Below are 18023 nucleotides of genomic sequence, written 5' to 3' on the forward strand. Positions count from 1 at the left end.
CGGCGGCCTTCACGGGCCCTGCCGCGTTCACGGGGGTCACGGGGTTCGTCACTTGCTGTCCTCCGAGGTGCTCTCTGTGGTGCCCTGCGCGGCGCCGCGGCGCGCTGCCGCCTTGCGTCGTTGTTCCTGCCGCGCCCTGCGCGGGTCGTACGGCGTCTCAGGGGCCTTCTCGCCCCGGAGGTCCTCCAGGAGTTCGGTGATCGCGGCCATGATGGTCTCGGTCACCTCGCGCAGCACCTCGGGCGTCGGCTCCTTGTCGTAGAAGCGCGACAGGTCGACGGGCGCTCCGGCCTTCACCTGGAGGGTCTTGCGCGGGAAGAAGGCGGGCTTCTTGCTGTACGGCGGAAGAGCGAGGTTGGCGCCCCACTGCGCGACGGGGATCACCGGGCACTTGGTCTCCAGGGCGACCCGTGCGGCACCGGACTTGGCGGTCATCGGCCACATGTCGGGGTCCCGGGTGAGGGTGCCTTCGGGGTAGAAGGCGACGCACTCGCCGCGCGCGATGGCGTCGACGGCGGCGCGGAAGGCGTCGAGCGCGTTCGTGGTCTCGCGGTAGACCGGGATCTGGCCCGTGCCCTTCATCACCTTGGCGACAAAGCCACCCTTGAAAAGGGCATCCTTTGCCAGGAATCGCGGCACCCGCCCCGTGTTGTACTGGAAGTGTGCGTACGAGAACGGGTCGATATGCGAGTTGTGATTCACCGCGGTGATGAATCCACCGTCGGCGGGAATGTGCTCCATTCCACGCCAGTCCCGCTTGAACAGAACCACGAGCGGCGGTTTAGCGATGACCGCCGCAAGGCGGTACCAGAAGCCGATTCTGCGGCGGGACACTCGGACACCTTCCTCCATGAACCTGGTCGGCCGCACAAGTGTCGCCCCGAGCTGCCGGTCTGTCGAGAACACCGTACGCCCACCCGTCTGCGGCCACCGCCCCTCGTCCGTCGGCAGGTCACAATGGGCGCGACGTGAAGGACGGAGCGCCCGTGCAGTGGACCCTGGTCATACCCCTGAAATCGCTGGCGCGCGCCAAAAGCAGGCTCGCCGCCGCCTCCGGGGACGGTCTGCGCCCGGGTCTCGCCCTGGCATTCGCGCAGGACACCGTGGCCGCCGCGGTGGCGTGCCCGGCCGTACGGGATGTGGCGGTCGTCACGGACGACGCCCTGGCGGGCCGGGAGCTCGCCGCGCTGGGCGCCCGGGTCCTCGCCGACGAGCCCGGCGGGGGCCTGAACGCCGCGCTGGCGCACGGGGCGGCCCGGGTGCGCGCCGAGCGGCCCGACGCGGCCGTCGCGGCCCTGAACGCCGACCTGCCGGCGCTGCGCCCATTGGAATTGGCCCGTGCTCTCGGCAGTGCCGCCGCATTTCCCCGCGCATTCATGCCGGATGCCGCAGGAATCGGGACGACGCTGCTGTGCGCGACGGCGGGAACGCAATTGCGTCCCGCTTTCGGGGTGGCCTCAAGGGCCCGGCATTCGGCGTCCGGGGCCGTGGAACTTGCGCTCGACGGCGTCGATTCCGTACGCCAGGACGTGGACACCGGAGAGGACCTGCGGGCCGCCCTCGCACTCGGCGTGGGGCCGCGCACCGCCGCGGCCGCGGCGCGCCTGCTCATCGCCGACTGAGTACGCTGCTTTCCATGCAGGCGACCGCGTACACGTACGACTCCGAGACCCGCAGCGGCAGCGTGCTGCTCGACGACGGGACTCCCGTGCCCTTCGAGGCGCCCGCCTTCGACGCGGGCGGGCTGCGGCTGCTGCGGCCGGGGCAGCGCGTGCGCATCGAGGTGGACGGCGACGGTGACGCGCGCCGCATCACCCTGGTGACGCTGCAGACGTTCTGAACCCGGCGCGGACGTGCCGCGGACGTGTCTAGGGGCGTTCCGGGCCGTACGGACGCACGACGCGGGCCGGGCTCCCCCGTGGGAGCCCGGCCCGGCGCGTGAGTGCCCTCGTGCCCCTACTTCTTGCGGGCCGTGGTCTTCTTGGCGGTCGTCTTGCGCGTCGTGGCCTTCTTGGCGGGCGCGGTCTTCTTCGCCGTGGCCTTCTTGGCGGCGGGCGCGGTCTTCTTCGCCGTCGTCTTCTTGGCGGCCGGCGTGGCCTTCTTGGCAGTGGCGGTGGCCTTCTTCGCCGGCGTGGCCTTCTTGGCCGTCGCCTTCGTGGCGGTCTTCTTCGCCGTCGCCTTCTTGGCGGTCGCCGTGGCCTTCTTGGCGGTGGCCGTCGTCTTCTTCGCGGTGGCCTTCTTCGCCGTCGCCGTGGTCTTCTTGGCGGCCGGCGTGGCCTTCTTGGCGGTGGTGGCCTTCTTGGCCGCGGCCTTCTTGACCGTCGCCGAAGCGCCGCCGGTCAGGCTGCCCTTGGGCGCCTTCTTGACCGCGACATCGTTCTTCGGGAGCTTCTTCGAGCCGCTCACCAGGTCCTTGAAGCCCTGACCGGCGCGGAAGCGCGGCACCGAGGTCTTCTTGACGCGCACGCGCTCCCCGGTCTGGGGGTTGCGGGCGTAACGGGCCGGGCGGTCGACCTTCTCGAACGAGCCGAAGCCGGTGACCGAAACGCGGTCCCCGCCGACAACGGCACGGACGACGGCGTCCAGGACCGCGTCGACGGCGTCGGCGGCCTGCTGGCGGCCTCCGACCTTGTCGGCAATCGCTTCTACGAGCTGCGCCTTGTTCACGTCTTCCCCTTCGGAGACATTGCCGGGAGCGAAATACTCCGGCTTTTTCGCACGTTAGGCAGATATATACCGCAAATCAAACACGAAACGGGCTAATCACCCTTGTGCCGCAACGAAGTGGCCCATCTCGGAGTTCCCCGAAGGCCCGTTGAGGCTGCGACTCAGGGGTCTTGGGGGAATCGGCCCTCGTCTGCTTCGTCGAGGGACGCCATCAATCGCTCCAGACGCCTTGCCGCATCGGCGAGATCGTGTTTGGCCGCGGCCGTAATGACCAGCAGCTTCCGGGTCAGCGCCATCCGTACGCCCTCCGGGACTTGCAGTGCGCGCACTCGGGAGTGCGCTTCCTTCAGTTGGTCCGCGACGAGCCCGTAGAGCTCGAGTTGGCTGTCACGTCCCATGCACCGATTGTGCCATCTGGGGCGAGTTGTCGCCTCCGCAGGGGGTAACTGCCGCCGTCCGCTGCCTTCCTGAGGGTACCCCGTCGCGCCGAGTGCAAGGGGATTTCCAGCCTCTTCTTCCTTCCCGGCCAAGGGAGTTGAGTCCACCCGTTCAGGTCATCGGACCCCTGTCGGGAGGCGCACACAGATGTACCCCCAACCGTCCACGATTGGGGGTACATCAGGCTGTTGCGAGGTGTTGCGGGCTGTCAGACCCGCACGGTCCGCGGCTTGTACGAGGGGCGTCCGGTCTCGTACGCGGCGATGTCCGGCTCGTTCCGCAGCGTGATGCTGATGTCGTCCAGACCGTTCAGGAGCCGCCAGCGGGCGTTCTCGTCGAGTTCGAAGTCGGCGGTGACACCCTCGGCGCGGACCTGGCGGTCCTCCAGGTCGACGGTGATCTCGGCCTGCGGGTCCCGCTCCGTCAGCTCCTGGAGCGCGTCCACGACCTTCTGGTCGAGCACGACGGTGAGCAGGCCGTTCTTCAGCGAGTTGCCGCGGAAGATGTCGGCGAAGCGGGACGAGATGACGGCCTTGAAGCCGAAGTTCTGCAGCGCCCACACGGCGTGCTCGCGGGAGGATCCGGTGCCGAAGTCGGGTCCGGCGACCAGGACCGTGGCGCCCTGCCGCTCGGGCCGGTTGAGGACGAACTCGGGGTCCTTGCGCCAGGCCTCGAAGAGCCCGTCCTCGAAGCCGTCCCTGGTGACCTTCTTGAGCCAGTGGGCGGGGATGATCTGGTCGGTGTCGACGTTGCTGCGGCGCAGCGGGACGGCCCGGCCTGTGTGCTTGGTGAATGCTTCCATGGTTATCGGACTCCGGCGGTCACGGGGGCGTCGGACAGGTCGGCGGGCGAGGCGAGGTGGCCGGTGACCGCGGTGGCGGCGGCGACCTGCGGGGAGACCAGATGGGTGCGTCCGCCCTTGCCCTGCCTGCCTTCGAAGTTGCGGTTCGAGGTGGAGGCCGAGCGCTCGCCGGGCGCCAGTTGGTCGGGGTTCATGCCCAGACACATCGAGCAGCCCGCGTGCCGCCATTCGGCCCCCGCGGCGACGAAGACCTTGTCCAGGCCCTCCTCGACGGCCTGCAGGGAGACCCGGACGGAGCCGGGGACGACCAGCATCCGCACGCCGTCGGCGACTTTGCGGCCCTCGACGACGGAGGCGGCCGCGCGCAGGTCCTCGATGCGGCCGTTGGTGCAGGAGCCTACGAAGACGGTGTCGACCTTGATGTCGCGCAGCGGCTGGCCCGCGGTCAACCCCATGTACTCCAGGGCCTTTTCGGCGGCGTGGCGCTCCGAAGCGTCTTCGTACGAAGCCGGGTCGGGGACGTTCGCCGAAAGCGGCGCTCCCTGGCCCGGGTTGGTGCCCCAGGTGACGAACGGCGCCAGCGAGGTGGCGTCGATGTACACCTCGGCGTCGAAGACCGCGTCGTCGTCGGTCCTCAGCGTCTTCCAGTACGCGACCGCGGCGTCCCAGTCCTCGCCCTGTGGCGCGTGGGCGCGGCCCTTGATGTAGTCGAAGGTGGTCTCGTCCGGGGCGATCATCCCGGCGCGGGCGCCCGCCTCGATGGACATGTTGCAGATGGTCATGCGGGCCTCCATCGAGAGCTTCTCGATGGCGGAGCCGCGGTACTCCAGGATGTAGCCCTGGCCGCCGCCGGTGCCGATCTTCGTGATGACGGCGAGGATCAGGTCCTTGGCCGTGACGTCGTCGGGCAGTTCGCCGTCGACGGTGATGGCCATGGTCTTGGGGCGGGCCATCGGCAGCGTCTGGGTGGCGAGGACGTGCTCGACCTGGGAGGTGCCGATGCCGAACGCCAGCGCGCCGAACGCGCCGTGGGTGGAGGTGTGCGAGTCGCCGCAGACGACGGTGGTGCCGGGCTGGGTCAGTCCCAGCTGCGGTCCCACCACGTGGACGACGCCCTGCTCGACGTCGCCCAGCGGGTGCAGGCGCACGCCGAAGTCGGCGCAGTTCTTGCGCAGCGTCTCCAGCTGGGCCCGCGAGACCGGGTCGGCGATGGGCTTGTCGATGTCGAGGGTCGGGGTGTTGTGATCCTCGGTGGCGATGGTGAGGTCGAGCCGCCGCACCTGACGGCCGGCCTGGCGGAGGCCGTCGAAGGCCTGGGGGCTGGTCACCTCGTGCAGCAGGTGCAGATCGATGTAGAGGAGGTCGGGCTCGCCCTCGGCGCGCCGGACGACGTGGTCGTCCCAGACCTTCTCCGCGAGTGTCCTACCCATCGCTTTCCCTCCGACCGGCCGCTTCTGCCGGCCTCACTAGAGATCTGTTCGCCGACGCGCGTACCCCTCGTGCCGCACGTCGGCTGCGAAATCCGTTGGTCCGCGGATCGCTCGTACAGAGTGGCGCGTCTCGCAGAAAATTGAACTTGCGTTTCACAGAGTGAGACGCGAGTATCGACGCATGGACAACTCTAGCGGCGTAGGCGTTCTGGACAAGGCGGCCCTTGTCCTGAGCGCTCTGGAGTCCGGTCCGGCCACCCTCGCGGGCTTGGTCGCGGCCACCGGGCTCGCACGACCCACGGCCCACCGACTGGCCGTGGCACTGGAACACCACCGGATGGTGGCCCGGGACATGCAGGGCCGCTTCATCCTCGGCCCGCGCCTCGCGGAGCTCGCGGCGGCGGCGGGCGAGGACCGCCTGCTCGCCACCGCGGGCCCGGTCCTCACGCACCTGCGCGACGTCACGGGCGAGAGCGCGCAGCTCTACCGCAGGCAGGGCGACATGCGCATCTGTGTGGCCGCGGCCGAGCGCCTCTCGGGCCTCAGGGACACCGTCCCCGTCGGCTCGACGCTCACGATGAAAGCGGGCTCGTCGGCCCAGATCCTGATGGCCTGGGAGGAGCCGGAGCGCCTGCACCGCGGCCTCCAGGGCGCCCGCTTCACGGCCACGGCCCTTTCAGGCGTACGCCGCCGGGGCTGGGCCCAGTCGATCGGCGAGCGCGAGCCGGGCGTCGCGTCCGTCTCGGCGCCGGTGCGCGGTCCCTCGAACCGCGTGGTGGCCGCCGTCTCGGTCTCCGGGCCGATCGAGCGCCTGACCCGCCACCCCGGCCGCATGCACGCGCAGGCGGTCATCGACGCGGCGGGACGCCTCTCCGAGGCCCTGCGCCGCTCCGGCTGACGCTCACCCGGCGCCCCCGGCGCCGAGGAACACCCGACGCACGCACACAGCGCCGGAAGGGACCGCCCCAACGCCGCGGCAGCCCCTTCCGGCGCTTCCCTGTTCCCCTCTTCTCTTCTCCCGCGGGGCCTCAGGCCGCCTTCAGCCGGTCGGCGGCCCGGTCCCCGCGGCGGCCGACCGGGACGACGCCGATGGCCCCGCCCAGGCCGAACGCCGGCATGTTGACGTACACCGCCTCATGGGCACCGGCCGGCACGACGTACGTCTCGTGCCAGAAGCCGACCTTGCCCCTGCCCTCCCTGAGGCGACGGTTCCACGCCGCCCACGCGGGCCGGTGCTCCTTGCCCTGAGCGACCGAGTACGCCAGCAGCTTCTCCTGCGACTCCCAGTACTGGACGATGTACACCAGGCGCGGGCCGCCGATGAGCAGCCGGTACCCCAGCGGTCCGCTCCCCCGGTCCCGCGACAGTTCCTTGAGCATGCGCGGCATCGCCATGGCCATGGGCCACCAGCTCCGCACCGCGCGGAAGCTGTTGATGCGCATCCCGATGTGGAAGACGACGACGCCTCCCTGCGCGTCCGCGGTCATGCGCCCTTCGATCGGCTTGCTGCTCACGATGCTTCCCCTCCCTGTAGCCCTGCCCAAGCTTTGGATAGTTCCGCTATCCATGCTTGGATAGTGCCACTCCCCAAAGGGGGGCGCAAGAGGAGGGCACCATCCGATGAAACTGGCGGAGCTCAGCAGACTCAGCGGGATCCCCACGGCGACGATCAAGTACTACCTGCGCGAGGGGCTGCTGCCGCCCGGCCACCGGGTGACGGCGACGCAGGCCGAGTACGGCGACGCGCATCTGCAGCGGCTCCGGCTGGTGCGTGCGCTGATCCAGGTGGGGCGGGTTCCGGTCGCGTCGGCGCGCGAGGTCCTGACCGCCCTGGAGGACGAGTCGCTCGACCACAACTCCCGCCTGGGCACGGCGGTCTCGGCCCTGCCGCACGGCCGGGAGGCGGACGAGGACGACGCGGCGGCGCGGGAGGCGCGCGCCACGGTCGACCTGCTGCTGGCACGGCTCGACTGGGAACACGCCCGTGACCGCCCGGACGATTCGCCGGCCTACCGGGTGCTGGTGACCGCCGTCGCCACCCTGGCCCGGCTCGGATACCCGTGCGGCGTCGACGACTTGGCGCCCTACGCGCACGCGGGACGCCAACTCGCCGTGACCGACCTGGACTTGATCGAGCGGTACGAGACGCCCGACCGGCAGCTGGAGGCGGCCGTGGCGCTCACGGTGCTGTACGAGCCGGTGCTGCTGAGCCTGCGCCGCATCGCGCAGGCGGAGGAGTCCACGAGCCGCTACGGGCAGCGGCGTACGGAGGAATGACGAAGGGGCCCTCCCTCACGGGAAGGCCCCTTGCCGTTTCTGTACCCCCGACCGGATTCGAACCGGCGCTACCGCCTTGAGAGGGCGGCGTGCTAGGCCGCTACACAACGGGGGCGAGGATCTTGCATCTCTGCGCGATCCAGCTGGGCTACCAGGACTCGAACCTAAACTAACGGAACCAGAAACCGTCGTGCTGCCAATTACACCATAGCCCAATGTGGTCTAGACCATGTCTAGTACCTACAGTACCCCCGACCGGATTCGAACCGGCGCTACCGCCTTGAGAGGGCGGCGTGCTAGGCCGCTACACAACGGGGGCCCTAGCGATCCTGCATCAGTGACAGTGGGTGCGACCCGATCTGTCCCCGCGGGAAGGATCTGTACCCCCGACCGGATTCGAACCGGCGCTACCGCCTTGAGAGGGCGGCGTGCTAGGCCGCTACACAACGGGGGCATTGTGGATGAGATCCACAGGTTGCAGATGAGCTCTGCGAGCTGGCCTACCAGGACTCGAACCTAGACTAACGGAACCAGAAACCGTCGTGCTGCCAATTACACCATAGGCCATCAAAGCGCCACCCCCGGAAGGGGTTTTGTTTGACTTGCGCTTCCCGGCCGGACCTTTCGGCCCTCTCGGGCGGCGCAGGAAGAACATTACCCGAAGGTGGACGGCGCTCCAAAACGGGTATCCGCACGCAGCAGCGCGGGGAGCTCCGAGAGGTCCCTGATGCGGTGTACGCCGGTCGGGCCGTCCCCCGCCGTGCCGCTGCGGTCGAGCCAGATCCCGACGAGGCCGGCGTCCCTGGCGCCCCTGGCATCGATCTCCGGCTGGTCGCCGACATAGGCGATCTCGGCGGGCGCCAGGCCCAGGTGTGCGCAGACCGCGAGGAAGGCCTCGGCGGCGGGCTTGGAGACGCCCAGGTCGGCGGCGCACAGCACGGCCTCGAAGCGGTCGCGGACGCCGAGGAGGCGCAGCTTGCGGTCCTGGACGAACAGGGCGGAGTTGGAGAGCACCGCGTGGCGGTAGTCGCCGGCGAGGGCGTCCAGGGTGGGGACGGTGTCGGGGAAGAGGGACCAGGCCGATTCGTAGTGACCGACGTAACGGTCGAACCAGGCGTCGGCGTCGGTGTCGCTCAGCCCGGGGGCGTCGAGGAAGTCCCGCACCCGGTCGCGGCGCTGCTCCTCGAAGGTCACCCCGCCGGCACCGAAGCGGGCCCAGTGCCGCTCGGTGAGCTCCCGCCACCGCCCGAGGGCCCGCTCGGCGGACTCGTACCGCTCCAGGAGTCCCTCGGCGGTGAGATGCGCGTGCATGCCGGCGCTGTCGGCGCGCGCGTAGTCGAAGATGGTGTCGTCGATGTCCCAGACCACGGCTTTGATCGGCATACGGCCGACGGTAGCCGCAGTCGCCGCTCCCGGCTGGGGGTTCGGGGGTTATCCCCCGATGAACGCAGTGTCGATGTCCCAGACCACGGCTTTGATCGGCATGCTTCGACCGTATGCGAAGGACCCGGGAGCCGTGGTGGCTTCCGGGTCCTTCGGCTGCGTATGCGCCGTTACGCGGTGAGCTTCGCCAGGGCCGCGTCAATGCGGGTCAGGGTCTTCTCCTTGCCCAGGATCTCCAGGGACTCGAAGAGGGGCAGGCCGATCGTGCGGCCGGTGACGGCCACGCGGACCGGGGCCTGGGCCTTGCCGAGCTTCAGGCCGTGCTCCTCGCCGGCGGCCAGGACGGCCTCCTTGAGGGACTCGGGGGAGGTCCAGTCGGCCGCCTCCAGCTTGGCGCGGGCCGTGCGCAGGAGGGCGTCGGAGCCCTCCTTCATGGCCTTCGTCCAGCTCGGCTCGTCGAAGACCGGCTCCGGGAGGAAGAGGAAGTCGACGTTGGCCGTGATCTCGGAGAGGACCTTCAGGCGGGTCTGGGCGTGCGGCGCGATGGCCGCCCAGGCCGCCTCGTCGAAGTCCTCGGGCGCCCAGTTGGCGTGCGGGGCCTTCAGCCAGGGCTCGCAGGCCTCGGCGAAGGTCTTCACGTCCAGCATGCGGATGTGGTCGGCGTTGATCGCCTCGGCCTTCTTGAGGTCGAAGCGGGCCGGGTTCGCGTTCACGTCCGCGAGGTCGAACTTCGCGACCATGTCGGAGATCGAGAAGACGTCCTGGTCCGCGGAGAACGACCAGCCGAGGAGCGACAGGTAGTTCAGCAGGCCCTCGGGGAGGAAGCCGCGCTCGCGGTAGAGGTTCAGGGACGCCTGCGGGTCGCGCTTGGAGAGCTTCTTGTTGCCCTCGCCCATGACGTACGGGAGGTGGCCGAACTCGGGGATCGCCTTCGCGACGCCGAGCTCGATCAGCGCCTTGTAGAGGGCGATCTGGCGCGGGGTGGAGGAGAGCAGGTCCTCGCCGCGCAGGACGTGGGTGATCTCCATCAGCGCGTCGTCGACCGGGTTGACCAGCGTGTACAGCGGGGCCCCGTTGGCACGCACGATGCCGTAGTCGGTGACGTTCTCCGCCTGGACGGTGATCTCGCCGCGGACCAGGTCGGTGAAGGTGGTGGCCTCGTCCGGCATCCGGAAGCGGACGATGTGGCTGCGGCCCTCGGTCTCGTACGCCTGCTTCTGCTCGGCGGTGAGGTCGCGGCAGTGGCCGTCGTAACCGGACGGCTTGCCGGCGGCGCGGGCGGCCTCGCGGCGGGCGTCCAGCTCCTCGGTGGTGCAGTAGCAGGGGTAGGCGTAGCCGCCGTCCAGGAGCTTGGCCGCGACGTCCTTGTAGATGTCCATGCGCTGCGACTGGCGGTACGGCGCGTGCGGGCCGCCGATCTCGGGGCCCTCGTCCCAGTCGAAGCCGAGCCAGCGCATCGAGTCGAGGAGCTGCTCGTACGACTCCTCGGAGTCGCGCGCGGCGTCGGTGTCCTCGATGCGGAAGACCAGGGTGCCCTCGTTGTGCCGGGCGTAGGCCCAGTTGAAGAGGGCGGTGCGGACCAGGCCCACGTGGGGGTTGCCGGTCGGCGAGGGACAGAACCGTACGCGTACGGGGGTCGCGTTAGCCACGCTTGATCACCTTGTTGGTGAGAGTGCCGATGCCTTCGATGGTGACGGCGACCTCGTCGCCGACGTTGAGCGGCCCGACGCCTGCCGGGGTGCCCGTGAGGATGACGTCGCCGGGGAGCAGCGTCATGGCCTCGGAGATGTGCACGATCAGGTCCTCGACGGAGCGGACCATCTCAGCCGTACGCCCCAGCTGGCGCTGTTCGCCGTTGACCGTGCACTGGATGGTGAGGTCGGAGGGGTCGAGGTCGGTCTCCACCCAGGGGCCGAGCGGGCAGGCGGTGTCGAAGCCCTTGGCCCTGGCCCACTGCTTCTCGCGCTTCTGCACGTCGCGCGCGGTGACGTCGTTCGCGCAGGTGTAGCCGAGGATGACGTCGCGGGCGCGCTCGCGCGGGACCTCGCGGCACATGCGGCCGATGACCACGGCCAGCTCGGCCTCGTGGTGCACTTCCTGCGAGAAGGACGGGTACACGATGGCGTCGCCGGGGCCCGCCACCGAGGTGGACGGCTTGAAGAAGGCGACCGGGACGTCCGGGACCTCGTTGCCGAGCTCCGCCGCGTGGTCCGCGTAGTTGCGGCCGATGCCCACGACCTTGTTGGGGAGCACCGGGGGCAGCAGCCTGACCTTGCTCAGCGGGACCTTCGTGCCGGAGAGCTCGAAGTCCGCGAACGGGATGCCCTTGATGATGTCGAGGACGAGCCCATCGGTCGTTCCGGGGGGACTTTCGCCCTCGACCGCGCCGAAGGCGACGTTGCCGTCGATGGAGAACCTGGCGATGCGCACGTGTGCCTTGGCCCCTTGCTGGAATGGGTGGAGTCTGACACTCCAGGCTAACGCGGCACGGGGGCCCGACCTCCCGTATTAACCCGCTGCGGGGGCGGGCTGCTCCGGCGCGTCCATCAGGATCGTGCGCTTCGGGTTGGCGGTCTGCGTCGGCAGTTCGACGGCGTGCTCCGGCTGCTCGGGCGCGGCCTGGACGTCGTCCGCGTCCTTGAGGTGCGCGAGAGTGGTGCGGCGCGGGTTGGCTATGTTGCGGAACATCGTCGACTTCACAGTCTTCATCTGCTGTTCGGACCTTGTCGGTTGAGGCGTCACGCGGTGGACGCGGCTTGTCGGATTCGCCATCCCTGTAAAGCGTCAGGCTAAACATCCAATTCCCGGCCAAAGTCCGGAAGACGCCTTGATCTTCATGTGAGTTTGCTCACGAGGGAGCGGACAAATGGTTCAATCCGGGCCAGGGGTCGACCCCTTGGAAACGGACATTGCGCCACTGAAGGCACCATTCCGCTCCTGATCATGAAGACTGGGACACCCCCCACCGGTAGGAGCTTTGTGGGGATCAGTCCGTTTTTTACTAGATCACTTTCTACGTCTGGTGACCCCCCACTCACAACGCGTCACGTAGGCCGTGGCGCGACACACGGGCCTTGTTGGAGATCCGGCACTGTGCTGGAATTCCCGGGACCGCCGCGGGATCGAACCGGCGCGCAGGGGCGCAACGCAGCGCCGAGTGGCGGCGGGGAGGGGGAGCAAGCGCCGGTCACTCACGACCACATAGGGGCGCTTGCCGCCCCACGACGCCGACACCGTCCCGCCGTTATCCGGCAGGACGCCTGGTCCAGAGGTTGCGACGCTAGTGCAGGGACGTTTCAAGAGGGATGGCAAGGGGTCTCCCCAGGCCGACCGCGGCCGAGGGGATGCTCCGGCGGAGCCGGGCGGCTCCTCGCCCCAGCACGCCCAGAACCCCGGACCGGGTACGCCCGGCGACAGCGGCCCCGGGGCCGCCCGCCAGGGCACCGTCGGCAGCGGCGCGACGGCCGCCCCGGCCAAGAGCAAGGGCAAAGGGCCGGCCGGCACCAAGACGCCCGGCCCCGGCTCGCGAATAGCCCTGCGCAACTGGCGCATCTCCACCCGTCTGGTCTCGCTGCTCGCGCTCCCCGTGATCACCGCGACCTCGCTCGGCGCGCTCCGCATCAACTCGTCCCTGGACGAGATCCAGCAGCTCGACAACATGAAGCTGCTGACCGAGATGACCAAGCAGGCCACGGAGCTGGCCGCGGCGCTCCAGGAGGAGCGCGACAAGTCGGCGGGCCCCCTCGCGCACGGCGCGAAGGCCTCGGACTACACGGTCAAGGGCGCTCGCGAGAAGACCGACCGGGTCTACCGGAACTTCCTCCAGGGCACCCAGGACCTCAACGACACCGACGGCGAAAAGGGCCTCCTCGGCGTCCGGCACAGCGCCGTCCAGATCACCCAGCAGCTGCAGGGCATCAACGACGTCCGCAAGAAGGCCTTCGCCGACAAGGGCTCCACCTCGCAGACCGTCGAGGCGTACAGCCAGCTCGTCGAGCAGCTGCTCAAGCTGTCGCAGGACATGGCGCAGGCCACGAGCAACCCGGACATGATCCAGCGCACGCGCTCGCTGGCCGCCTTCTCGTCGGCCAAGGAGTACGCGTCCGTACAGCGCGCGATCATCGCCGCGGCCCTGCCGGCGAACGACAGCGAGTACGGCAAGATCTCCGAGACCGACCGCACCTTCGGCCTCAGCGCCAATGAGAAGGAGCGCTCGGAGCTCCAGACGTTCAGCAAGATCTACGCGGGCAACGCCGGTGAGCTGACCAAGCCCATCGACGGCGGCAACCCCGCGGTCAAGGCCGCCAACGAGTACGCCAAGCGCGTCCTTGAGCAGGAGGGCGGCATCAAGCTCCAGGACAAGCGGTCGTACAAGGACTGGGTCGACGCCGACACCACCAAGATCGACGCGATGTCCAAGATCGAGATCACGCTGCTCAACGAGATGGAGCAGAAGGCCCGCGAGCTGCGCAACGAGTCGGAGCAGTCGGCCATCCTCAACGGTGCGCTGATCCTGCTCGTGCTCGGCGTCTCGCTCGTCGGCGCGTTCGTCGTGGCCCGGTCCATGATCCGCTCTCTGCGCCGGCTCCAGGACACCGCGACCAAGGTCGCCCAGGACCGCCTGCCCGAGCTGGTCAAGCAGCTCTCGGAGTCGGACCCGCAGGACGTCGACACCTCCGTCGAGTCCGTCGGTGTGCACTCCAGGGACGAGATCGGCCAGGTGGCCGCGGCCTTCGACGACGTGCACCGCGAGGCCGTCCGCCTCGCCGCCGAGCAGGCCCTCCTCCGGGGCAACGTCAACGCGATGTTCACCAACCTGTCGCGCCGTTCGCAGGGCCTCATCCAGCGCCAGCTCTCGCTCATCTCCGAGCTGGAGTCGCGCGAGGCCGACCCGGACCAGCTGTCCTCGCTCTTCAAGCTCGACCACCTCGCGACCCGCATGCGCCGTAACGGCGAGAACCTGCTGGTCCTTGCCGGTGAAGAGCCCGGCCGCCGCTGGACCCGCCCCGTCCCCCTCGTCGACGTGCTGCGTGCCGCCGCGTCCGAGGTGGAGCAGTACGAGCGCATCGAGCTCTCCTCGGTGCCCGCGACCGAGGTCGCCGGACGCGTCGTCAACGACCTCGTGCACCTCCTCGCCGAGCTGCTCGAAAACGCGACGTCGTTCTCCTCGCCGCAGACCAAGGTCAAGGTCACCGGTCACGCGCTGCCCGACGGCCGTGTGCTCATCGAGATCCACGACACCGGCATCGGCCTCTCGCCCGAGGACCTCGCGGCGATCAACGAGCGGCTCGCGTCGCCGCCCACCGTGGACGTCTCCGTCTCCCGCCGCATGGGTCTGTTCGTGGTCGGCCGCCTTTCGCAGCGCCACGGCATCCGCATCCAGCTCCGCCCGTCCGACTCCGGTGGTACGACCGCGCTGGTCATGCTGCCCGTCGACGTCGCCCAGGGCGGCAAGAAGATGCCGGGCAAGCCCGGTGCGCCCTCCCCCACCGGCGGTCCCGCCGCGGCTCAGGCCGCTGCCGGTGCCGCGGCCGCGCGACGCGGTGTCGGTGCGGGTGGCAACGGTCCCGGTCTCACCGGCGGCCCCGGCCGCGGTGGTCCCGCGCTCGGCGGTGGCCCCAGTGCGGGTGCCGGCGCCCAGGGTGGTCCCGGGCTGCTCGGCGCCGGTGCGCCGCGCCAGCAGGTGGCGGGCTCGGGCCCGCGGGCCGCGCTGCCCTCCCGGGACACGGGGCAGGGCCAGGGCCAGGGCCCGGCTCAGGGCCGGGGACAGGCGCAGGGTCCGGGCCAGGGCCAGGGCCAGGGACCGGGGCAGGGTCAGGGACCGGGACAGGGCCAGGGTCCCGGTCTGGGCCAGGGTCCCGGTCTGGGCCAGGGTCCCGGTCTGGGCCTCGGTCAGGCCCCCGGCCAGGGTCAGCGTCCGCAGGGTGCTCCGCAGGGCGGTCAGCCGCAGGCGCCGCGGCGCGGTCGCGGCGGCAACGGGCCGCAGCCTCCGGTGCCCCAGCAGCGTACGAACGCCATGAAGCCTCCGGCGAACGCCCAGGCCGACGCCGGTGACCAGGGCCGCAGGCCCCAGCTGCCGCCCCGAGTGGGGTCTCCCCTGGTCGAGCGAAGCCGAGAGCTTGGGGAAGGCCCGCGCGCCGAGCTGCCCGGGGGCAACCCGCAGCCGCGCGTGCCCAGCTGGAGCGACGAGAACGCGCAGCCGCAGGTGGCGCGTGAGCCCTTCGACACCCCGCGGGGTCACGAGGAGCACGAGGCCACCGGTCAGTTCCCGCAGGCCTCGGCGGCACCGGACGACCGGCAGGGTCCCGGCTCCACCGCGGAGTTCGCCCGTCCGGACTTCGACGCCCCGCCGCCCGGTACGCCGACGCCGCAGGACAGTGGCTCCACCGGCCAGTTCGTCCGCTCCGACGTCTTCGGCGGCCAGGGCGGCCCGCAGAACCAGGCCAGCGCCCCGGCGCAGCACGGCAATCGGGAGATGCCCGACTACACCGTGCCGCGCCCGCTGGCCCCGCGCCGCGGCCAGGGTCAGGGCCAGGGTCCGGGTCAGGCGCCGCAGCAAGGCCAGCCGCAGGGCCTGCCGCAGGCTCAGCAGAACCAGCAGGCGGCCCAGCAGCACCTGCAGCCCGCCCAGCCCCTCCAGCCCTCGGAGCCCGAGCCCCTGCCCCCGGCCGGTCCTGGCGACGGCCGTACGCCGCTGTTCGACACGCTGGAGACCAACTGGTTCCAGCAGCAGCAGAACCAGCAGGCGGCCCAGCAGCACGCGGCCCAGCAGGAGCAGCAGGAACAGCAGCACCGGCAGGCCGCGCCGCAGGAACAGCAGGGCAGGCAGGCCCCCGAGGCCGCGCCGCACCGCGCTGCCGAGCCGCCGCAGCGTCCGCTCCCCTCGCGCCCCCAGCGCCAGGACCCGAACGCCGCGCCCCCGGGTGGCGGCGGCACCAACGGCGGCGGCATGCCCAGCGGTTGGCGCTCCTCGCCCAACGACGAGCTGGGCCGCCAGGCCGAGCGCGTCCGGCAGCCCACCGCGGGCGGCGTCACCACATCCGGACTGCCGCGCCGCGTCCCGCGGGCCAACCTGGTCGCGGGCACGGCCCAGCAGCAGCAGGACAGCACAGGTCCGCAGGTCTCGCGTGCGCCCGATGACGTACGCGGCCGGCTGACGAATCTCCGTCGGGGCATCCAGCAGGGTCGCCAGGCCGGTACCGGCCAGACCGGCAGTTTCCCTCGCCCCACTCACCAGCAGGAGCGTTAGTTGAGCCCGATGAGCCAGGCGGCACAGAATCTGAACTGGTTGATCACCAACTTCGTGGACAACACCCCAGGGGTGTCCCACACAGTGGTGGTCTCCGCCGACGGACTCCTTCTGGCGATGTCCGAAGGCTTCCCCCGCGACCGCGCCGACCAGCTCGCCGCGGTCGCCTCCGGCCTGACCTCGCTGACCGCCGGGGCCTCCCGGATCTTCGAGGGCGGCACCGTCACCCAGACCGTGGTGGAGATGGAGCGGGGGTTCCTCTTCATCATGTCCGTCTCGGACGGTTCGTCCCTGGCCGTGCTCGCGCACCCCGAGTGCGACATCGGCCTCGTCGGCTACGAGATGGCCCTCCTCGTCGACCGCGCGGGCGCCGTCCTCACCCCGGACCTCCGCGCCGAGCTGCAGGGCAGCCTGCTCCACTAGCCCGGAGCACGCTCCGAAGCCTTGACCCTTCGGCCGCCCCACCGACCGAACGTACTGACCAACCGTCCGGCCGCCACACTGCCCCCACCGGCTCTGTCAGACGGCACACGCAGATGACCTGCTGTCCCGCCCGGAGGATCCATGACCCCGCCCACCGCCTCTCACAACCCGTACGGCGACGCCTCGTACGGAATGGAGGGCGACCAGCCGCTGGTGCGGCCCTACGCGATGACCGGCGGCCGGACCCGGCCCCGCTACCAGCTCGCCATCGAGGCGCTGGTGAGCACCACGGCCGACCCCGCCCAGCTGATGGGGCTGCTCCCCGAGCACCAGCGGATCTGCCACCTGTGCCGTGAGGTCAAGTCGGTGGCCGAGGTCTCCGCGCTCCTGTCGATGCCGCTCGGTGTGGCCCGGATCCTCGTGGCGGACCTGGCCGAGGCCGGGCTCGTCGCCATCCACCAGCCCGGCGGCGACGAGAGCGCCGGCGGCCAGCCAGACGTGACACTGCTCGAAAGGGTGCTCAGTGGACTTCGCCAGCTCTAGTGACTCGGGCTCGGCCCGCTCCACCACCTCCGCGAAGATCGTGGTGGCGGGCGGCTTCGGCGTGGGCAAGACCACGTTCGTCGGGGCCGTCTCCGAGATCAACCCGCTGCGCACCGAGGCCGTCATGACGTCCGCGTCCGCGGGCATCGACGACCTGACCCACACCGGGGACAAGACGACGACCACCGTCGCCATGGACTTCGGCCGCATCACCCTGGACCAGGACCTGATCCTGTACCTCTTCGGTACGCCCGGTCAGGACCGCTTCTGGTTCATGTGGGACGACCTCGTGCGTGGCGCCATCGGCGCGGTCGTGCTCGTGGACACCCGCCGGCTCGCCGACTGCTTCCCGGCCGTCGACTACTTCGAGAACAGCGGGCTGCCGTTCGTCATCGCCCTCAACGGCTTCGACGGGCACCAGCCGTACACTCCCGACGAGGTGCGCGAGGCGCTGCAGATCGGTCCGGGAACGCCGATCATCACGACGGACGCGCGACACCGTGCGGACGCAAAGAGTGGCCTGATCACGCTGGTCGAACACGCACTTATGGCACGTCTCAAGTAGGCAGGTCCGTACGGCAGTTGTCGTAGCACACCCGGAGCGGCCTGTGTCCTTTGACACGGCCGTGCGCCGTGTTCATAACGTTTCGACAGAGAATTGCAAGGTGACCGCCACGCGTCGCGGTCACCTGGTGTCGCTGTGCTCACAAGAGCCCCGCCTTTTGGCGGGGCTCGCTCTTTATGACCGATTTATCTGAGGCTTACACCACTCGGAATCAGCCCTTCCTACTGTTTGGAAGAGCAGCCCCTG

Annotated in this window: 18 protein-coding genes and 5 tRNA genes; 8 read left to right on the forward strand and 15 right to left on the reverse strand. The window is 70.2% G+C overall.

Going from position 1 to position 18023, the window contains the following annotated elements; genetic code table 11:
- Positions 1–48: 48 nt before the first annotated feature.
- A complete protein-coding gene (locus AB0H82_RS29795; RefSeq protein ID WP_362998143.1) occupies positions 49–834 on the reverse strand; it encodes a lysophospholipid acyltransferase family protein in 786 nt (261 codons plus the stop codon).
- A 152-nt stretch (positions 835–986) separates the two neighbouring features.
- Here AB0H82_RS29795 and cofC point away from each other — a divergent pair, with 152 nt between their 5' ends.
- Together cofC and AB0H82_RS29805 are read left to right on the forward strand one after the other, a co-directional pair.
- Positions 987–1622 carry a 2-phospho-L-lactate guanylyltransferase gene (gene cofC, locus AB0H82_RS29800; RefSeq protein ID WP_362998219.1) on the forward strand — a complete coding sequence of 212 codons (636 nt, stop codon included), beginning with the start codon at positions 987–989 and terminating at the stop codon, positions 1620–1622.
- Positions 1623–1636: 14 nt separating this feature from the next.
- Positions 1637–1840, forward strand: a complete 204-nt coding sequence (locus AB0H82_RS29805; RefSeq protein WP_362998145.1) for a hypothetical protein — start codon at positions 1637–1639, stop codon at positions 1838–1840.
- Between the two features lie 116 nt (positions 1841–1956).
- Here AB0H82_RS29805 and AB0H82_RS29810 read toward each other — a convergent pair whose 3' ends face one another.
- The 4 genes from AB0H82_RS29810 to leuC all read right to left on the reverse strand — a co-directional run bounded on the left by AB0H82_RS29810 (position 1957) and on the right by leuC (position 5337).
- A complete protein-coding gene (locus AB0H82_RS29810; RefSeq protein ID WP_362998147.1) occupies positions 1957–2667 on the reverse strand; it encodes an HU family DNA-binding protein in 711 nt (236 codons plus the stop codon).
- Between the two features lie 161 nt (positions 2668–2828).
- Positions 2829–3065, reverse strand: coding sequence for a hypothetical protein (locus AB0H82_RS29815; protein ID WP_362998149.1), 237 nt, complete (start codon positions 3063–3065; stop codon positions 2829–2831).
- 248 nt (positions 3066–3313) lie between these two features.
- On the reverse strand, positions 3314–3907 hold the full coding sequence (leuD, locus tag AB0H82_RS29820; protein ID WP_362998151.1) for a 3-isopropylmalate dehydratase small subunit: 594 nt from the start codon (positions 3905–3907) through the stop codon (positions 3314–3316).
- Positions 3908–3909: 2 nt separating this feature from the next.
- Positions 3910–5337, reverse strand: a complete 1428-nt coding sequence (gene leuC / locus AB0H82_RS29825; RefSeq protein ID WP_362998153.1) for a 3-isopropylmalate dehydratase large subunit — start codon at positions 5335–5337, stop codon at positions 3910–3912.
- A 181-nt stretch (positions 5338–5518) separates the two neighbouring features.
- Here leuC and ndgR point away from each other — a divergent pair, with 181 nt between their 5' ends.
- Positions 5519–6235 carry an IclR family transcriptional regulator NdgR gene (ndgR, locus tag AB0H82_RS29830; protein ID WP_058942291.1) on the forward strand — a complete coding sequence of 239 codons (717 nt, stop codon included), beginning with the start codon at positions 5519–5521 and terminating at the stop codon, positions 6233–6235.
- Between the two features lie 130 nt (positions 6236–6365).
- Here ndgR and AB0H82_RS29835 read toward each other — a convergent pair whose 3' ends face one another.
- Positions 6366–6824 (reverse strand): DUF4188 domain-containing protein, encoded by a 459-nt coding sequence (locus AB0H82_RS29835; protein WP_362998221.1) that lies wholly within the window; start codon positions 6822–6824, stop codon positions 6366–6368.
- 133 nt (positions 6825–6957) lie between these two features.
- Between AB0H82_RS29835 and AB0H82_RS29840 the strand changes: the two genes are divergently transcribed.
- The gene (locus tag AB0H82_RS29840; RefSeq protein WP_362998155.1) at positions 6958–7614 is read left to right on the forward strand and encodes a MerR family transcriptional regulator; all 657 of its coding nucleotides are present in this window, start codon (positions 6958–6960) and stop codon (positions 7612–7614) included.
- A 42-nt stretch (positions 7615–7656) separates the two neighbouring features.
- Here AB0H82_RS29840 and AB0H82_RS29845 read toward each other — a convergent pair.
- The 9 genes from AB0H82_RS29845 to AB0H82_RS29885 form a co-directional block, all read right to left on the reverse strand.
- Positions 7657–7729 (reverse strand) — tRNA-Glu (locus AB0H82_RS29845).
- Positions 7730–7757: 28 nt separating this feature from the next.
- Positions 7758–7829 (reverse strand) — tRNA-Gln (locus AB0H82_RS29850).
- A gap of 31 nt (positions 7830–7860) precedes the next feature.
- Positions 7861–7933, reverse strand: a tRNA-Glu gene (locus AB0H82_RS29855).
- Positions 7934–7995: 62 nt separating this feature from the next.
- Positions 7996–8068, reverse strand: a tRNA-Glu gene (locus tag AB0H82_RS29860).
- 41 nt (positions 8069–8109) lie between these two features.
- A tRNA-Gln gene (locus AB0H82_RS29865) sits at positions 8110–8181 on the reverse strand.
- 87 nt (positions 8182–8268) lie between these two features.
- The gene (locus AB0H82_RS29870) at positions 8269–8997 is read right to left on the reverse strand and encodes an HAD family hydrolase (RefSeq protein ID WP_362998157.1); all 729 of its coding nucleotides are present in this window, start codon (positions 8995–8997) and stop codon (positions 8269–8271) included.
- 170 nt (positions 8998–9167) lie between these two features.
- Positions 9168–10646: a glutamate--tRNA ligase gene (gltX, locus tag AB0H82_RS29875; protein WP_362998159.1), complete on the reverse strand. Its 1479-nt coding sequence runs from the start codon at positions 10644–10646 to the stop codon at positions 9168–9170.
- Positions 10639–11427 (reverse strand): fumarylacetoacetate hydrolase family protein, encoded by a 789-nt coding sequence (locus AB0H82_RS29880; RefSeq protein ID WP_362998161.1) that lies wholly within the window; start codon positions 11425–11427, stop codon positions 10639–10641. The genes gltX and AB0H82_RS29880 overlap by 8 nt, the downstream gene beginning before the upstream one ends.
- A 78-nt stretch (positions 11428–11505) precedes the next feature.
- Positions 11506–11706: a hypothetical protein gene (locus tag AB0H82_RS29885; protein ID WP_362998163.1), complete on the reverse strand. Its 201-nt coding sequence runs from the start codon at positions 11704–11706 to the stop codon at positions 11506–11508.
- A 574-nt stretch (positions 11707–12280) separates the two neighbouring features.
- Here AB0H82_RS29885 and AB0H82_RS29890 point away from each other — a divergent pair.
- The 4 genes from AB0H82_RS29890 (at position 12281) to AB0H82_RS29905 (ending at position 17777) form a co-directional block, all read left to right on the forward strand.
- Entirely contained in the window at positions 12281–16246 is a 3966-nt protein-coding gene (locus tag AB0H82_RS29890; RefSeq protein WP_362998165.1) for a nitrate- and nitrite sensing domain-containing protein, read from the forward strand.
- Between the two features lie 9 nt (positions 16247–16255).
- Positions 16256–16669, forward strand: a complete 414-nt coding sequence (locus tag AB0H82_RS29895; RefSeq protein WP_030787430.1) for a roadblock/LC7 domain-containing protein — start codon at positions 16256–16258, stop codon at positions 16667–16669.
- A gap of 141 nt (positions 16670–16810) precedes the next feature.
- Positions 16811–17212, forward strand: a complete 402-nt coding sequence (locus AB0H82_RS29900; protein ID WP_362998167.1) for a DUF742 domain-containing protein — start codon at positions 16811–16813, stop codon at positions 17210–17212.
- On the forward strand, positions 17193–17777 hold the full coding sequence (locus AB0H82_RS29905; protein ID WP_362998169.1) for an ATP/GTP-binding protein: 585 nt from the start codon (positions 17193–17195) through the stop codon (positions 17775–17777). Before AB0H82_RS29900 ends, AB0H82_RS29905 begins: the two co-directional genes overlap by 20 nt.
- The last annotated feature ends 246 nt before the right edge of the window (positions 17778–18023 follow it).

Source organism: Streptomyces sp. NPDC050732, assembly GCF_040654255.1.
Lineage (GTDB): Bacteria > Actinomycetota > Actinomycetes > Streptomycetales > Streptomycetaceae > Streptomyces.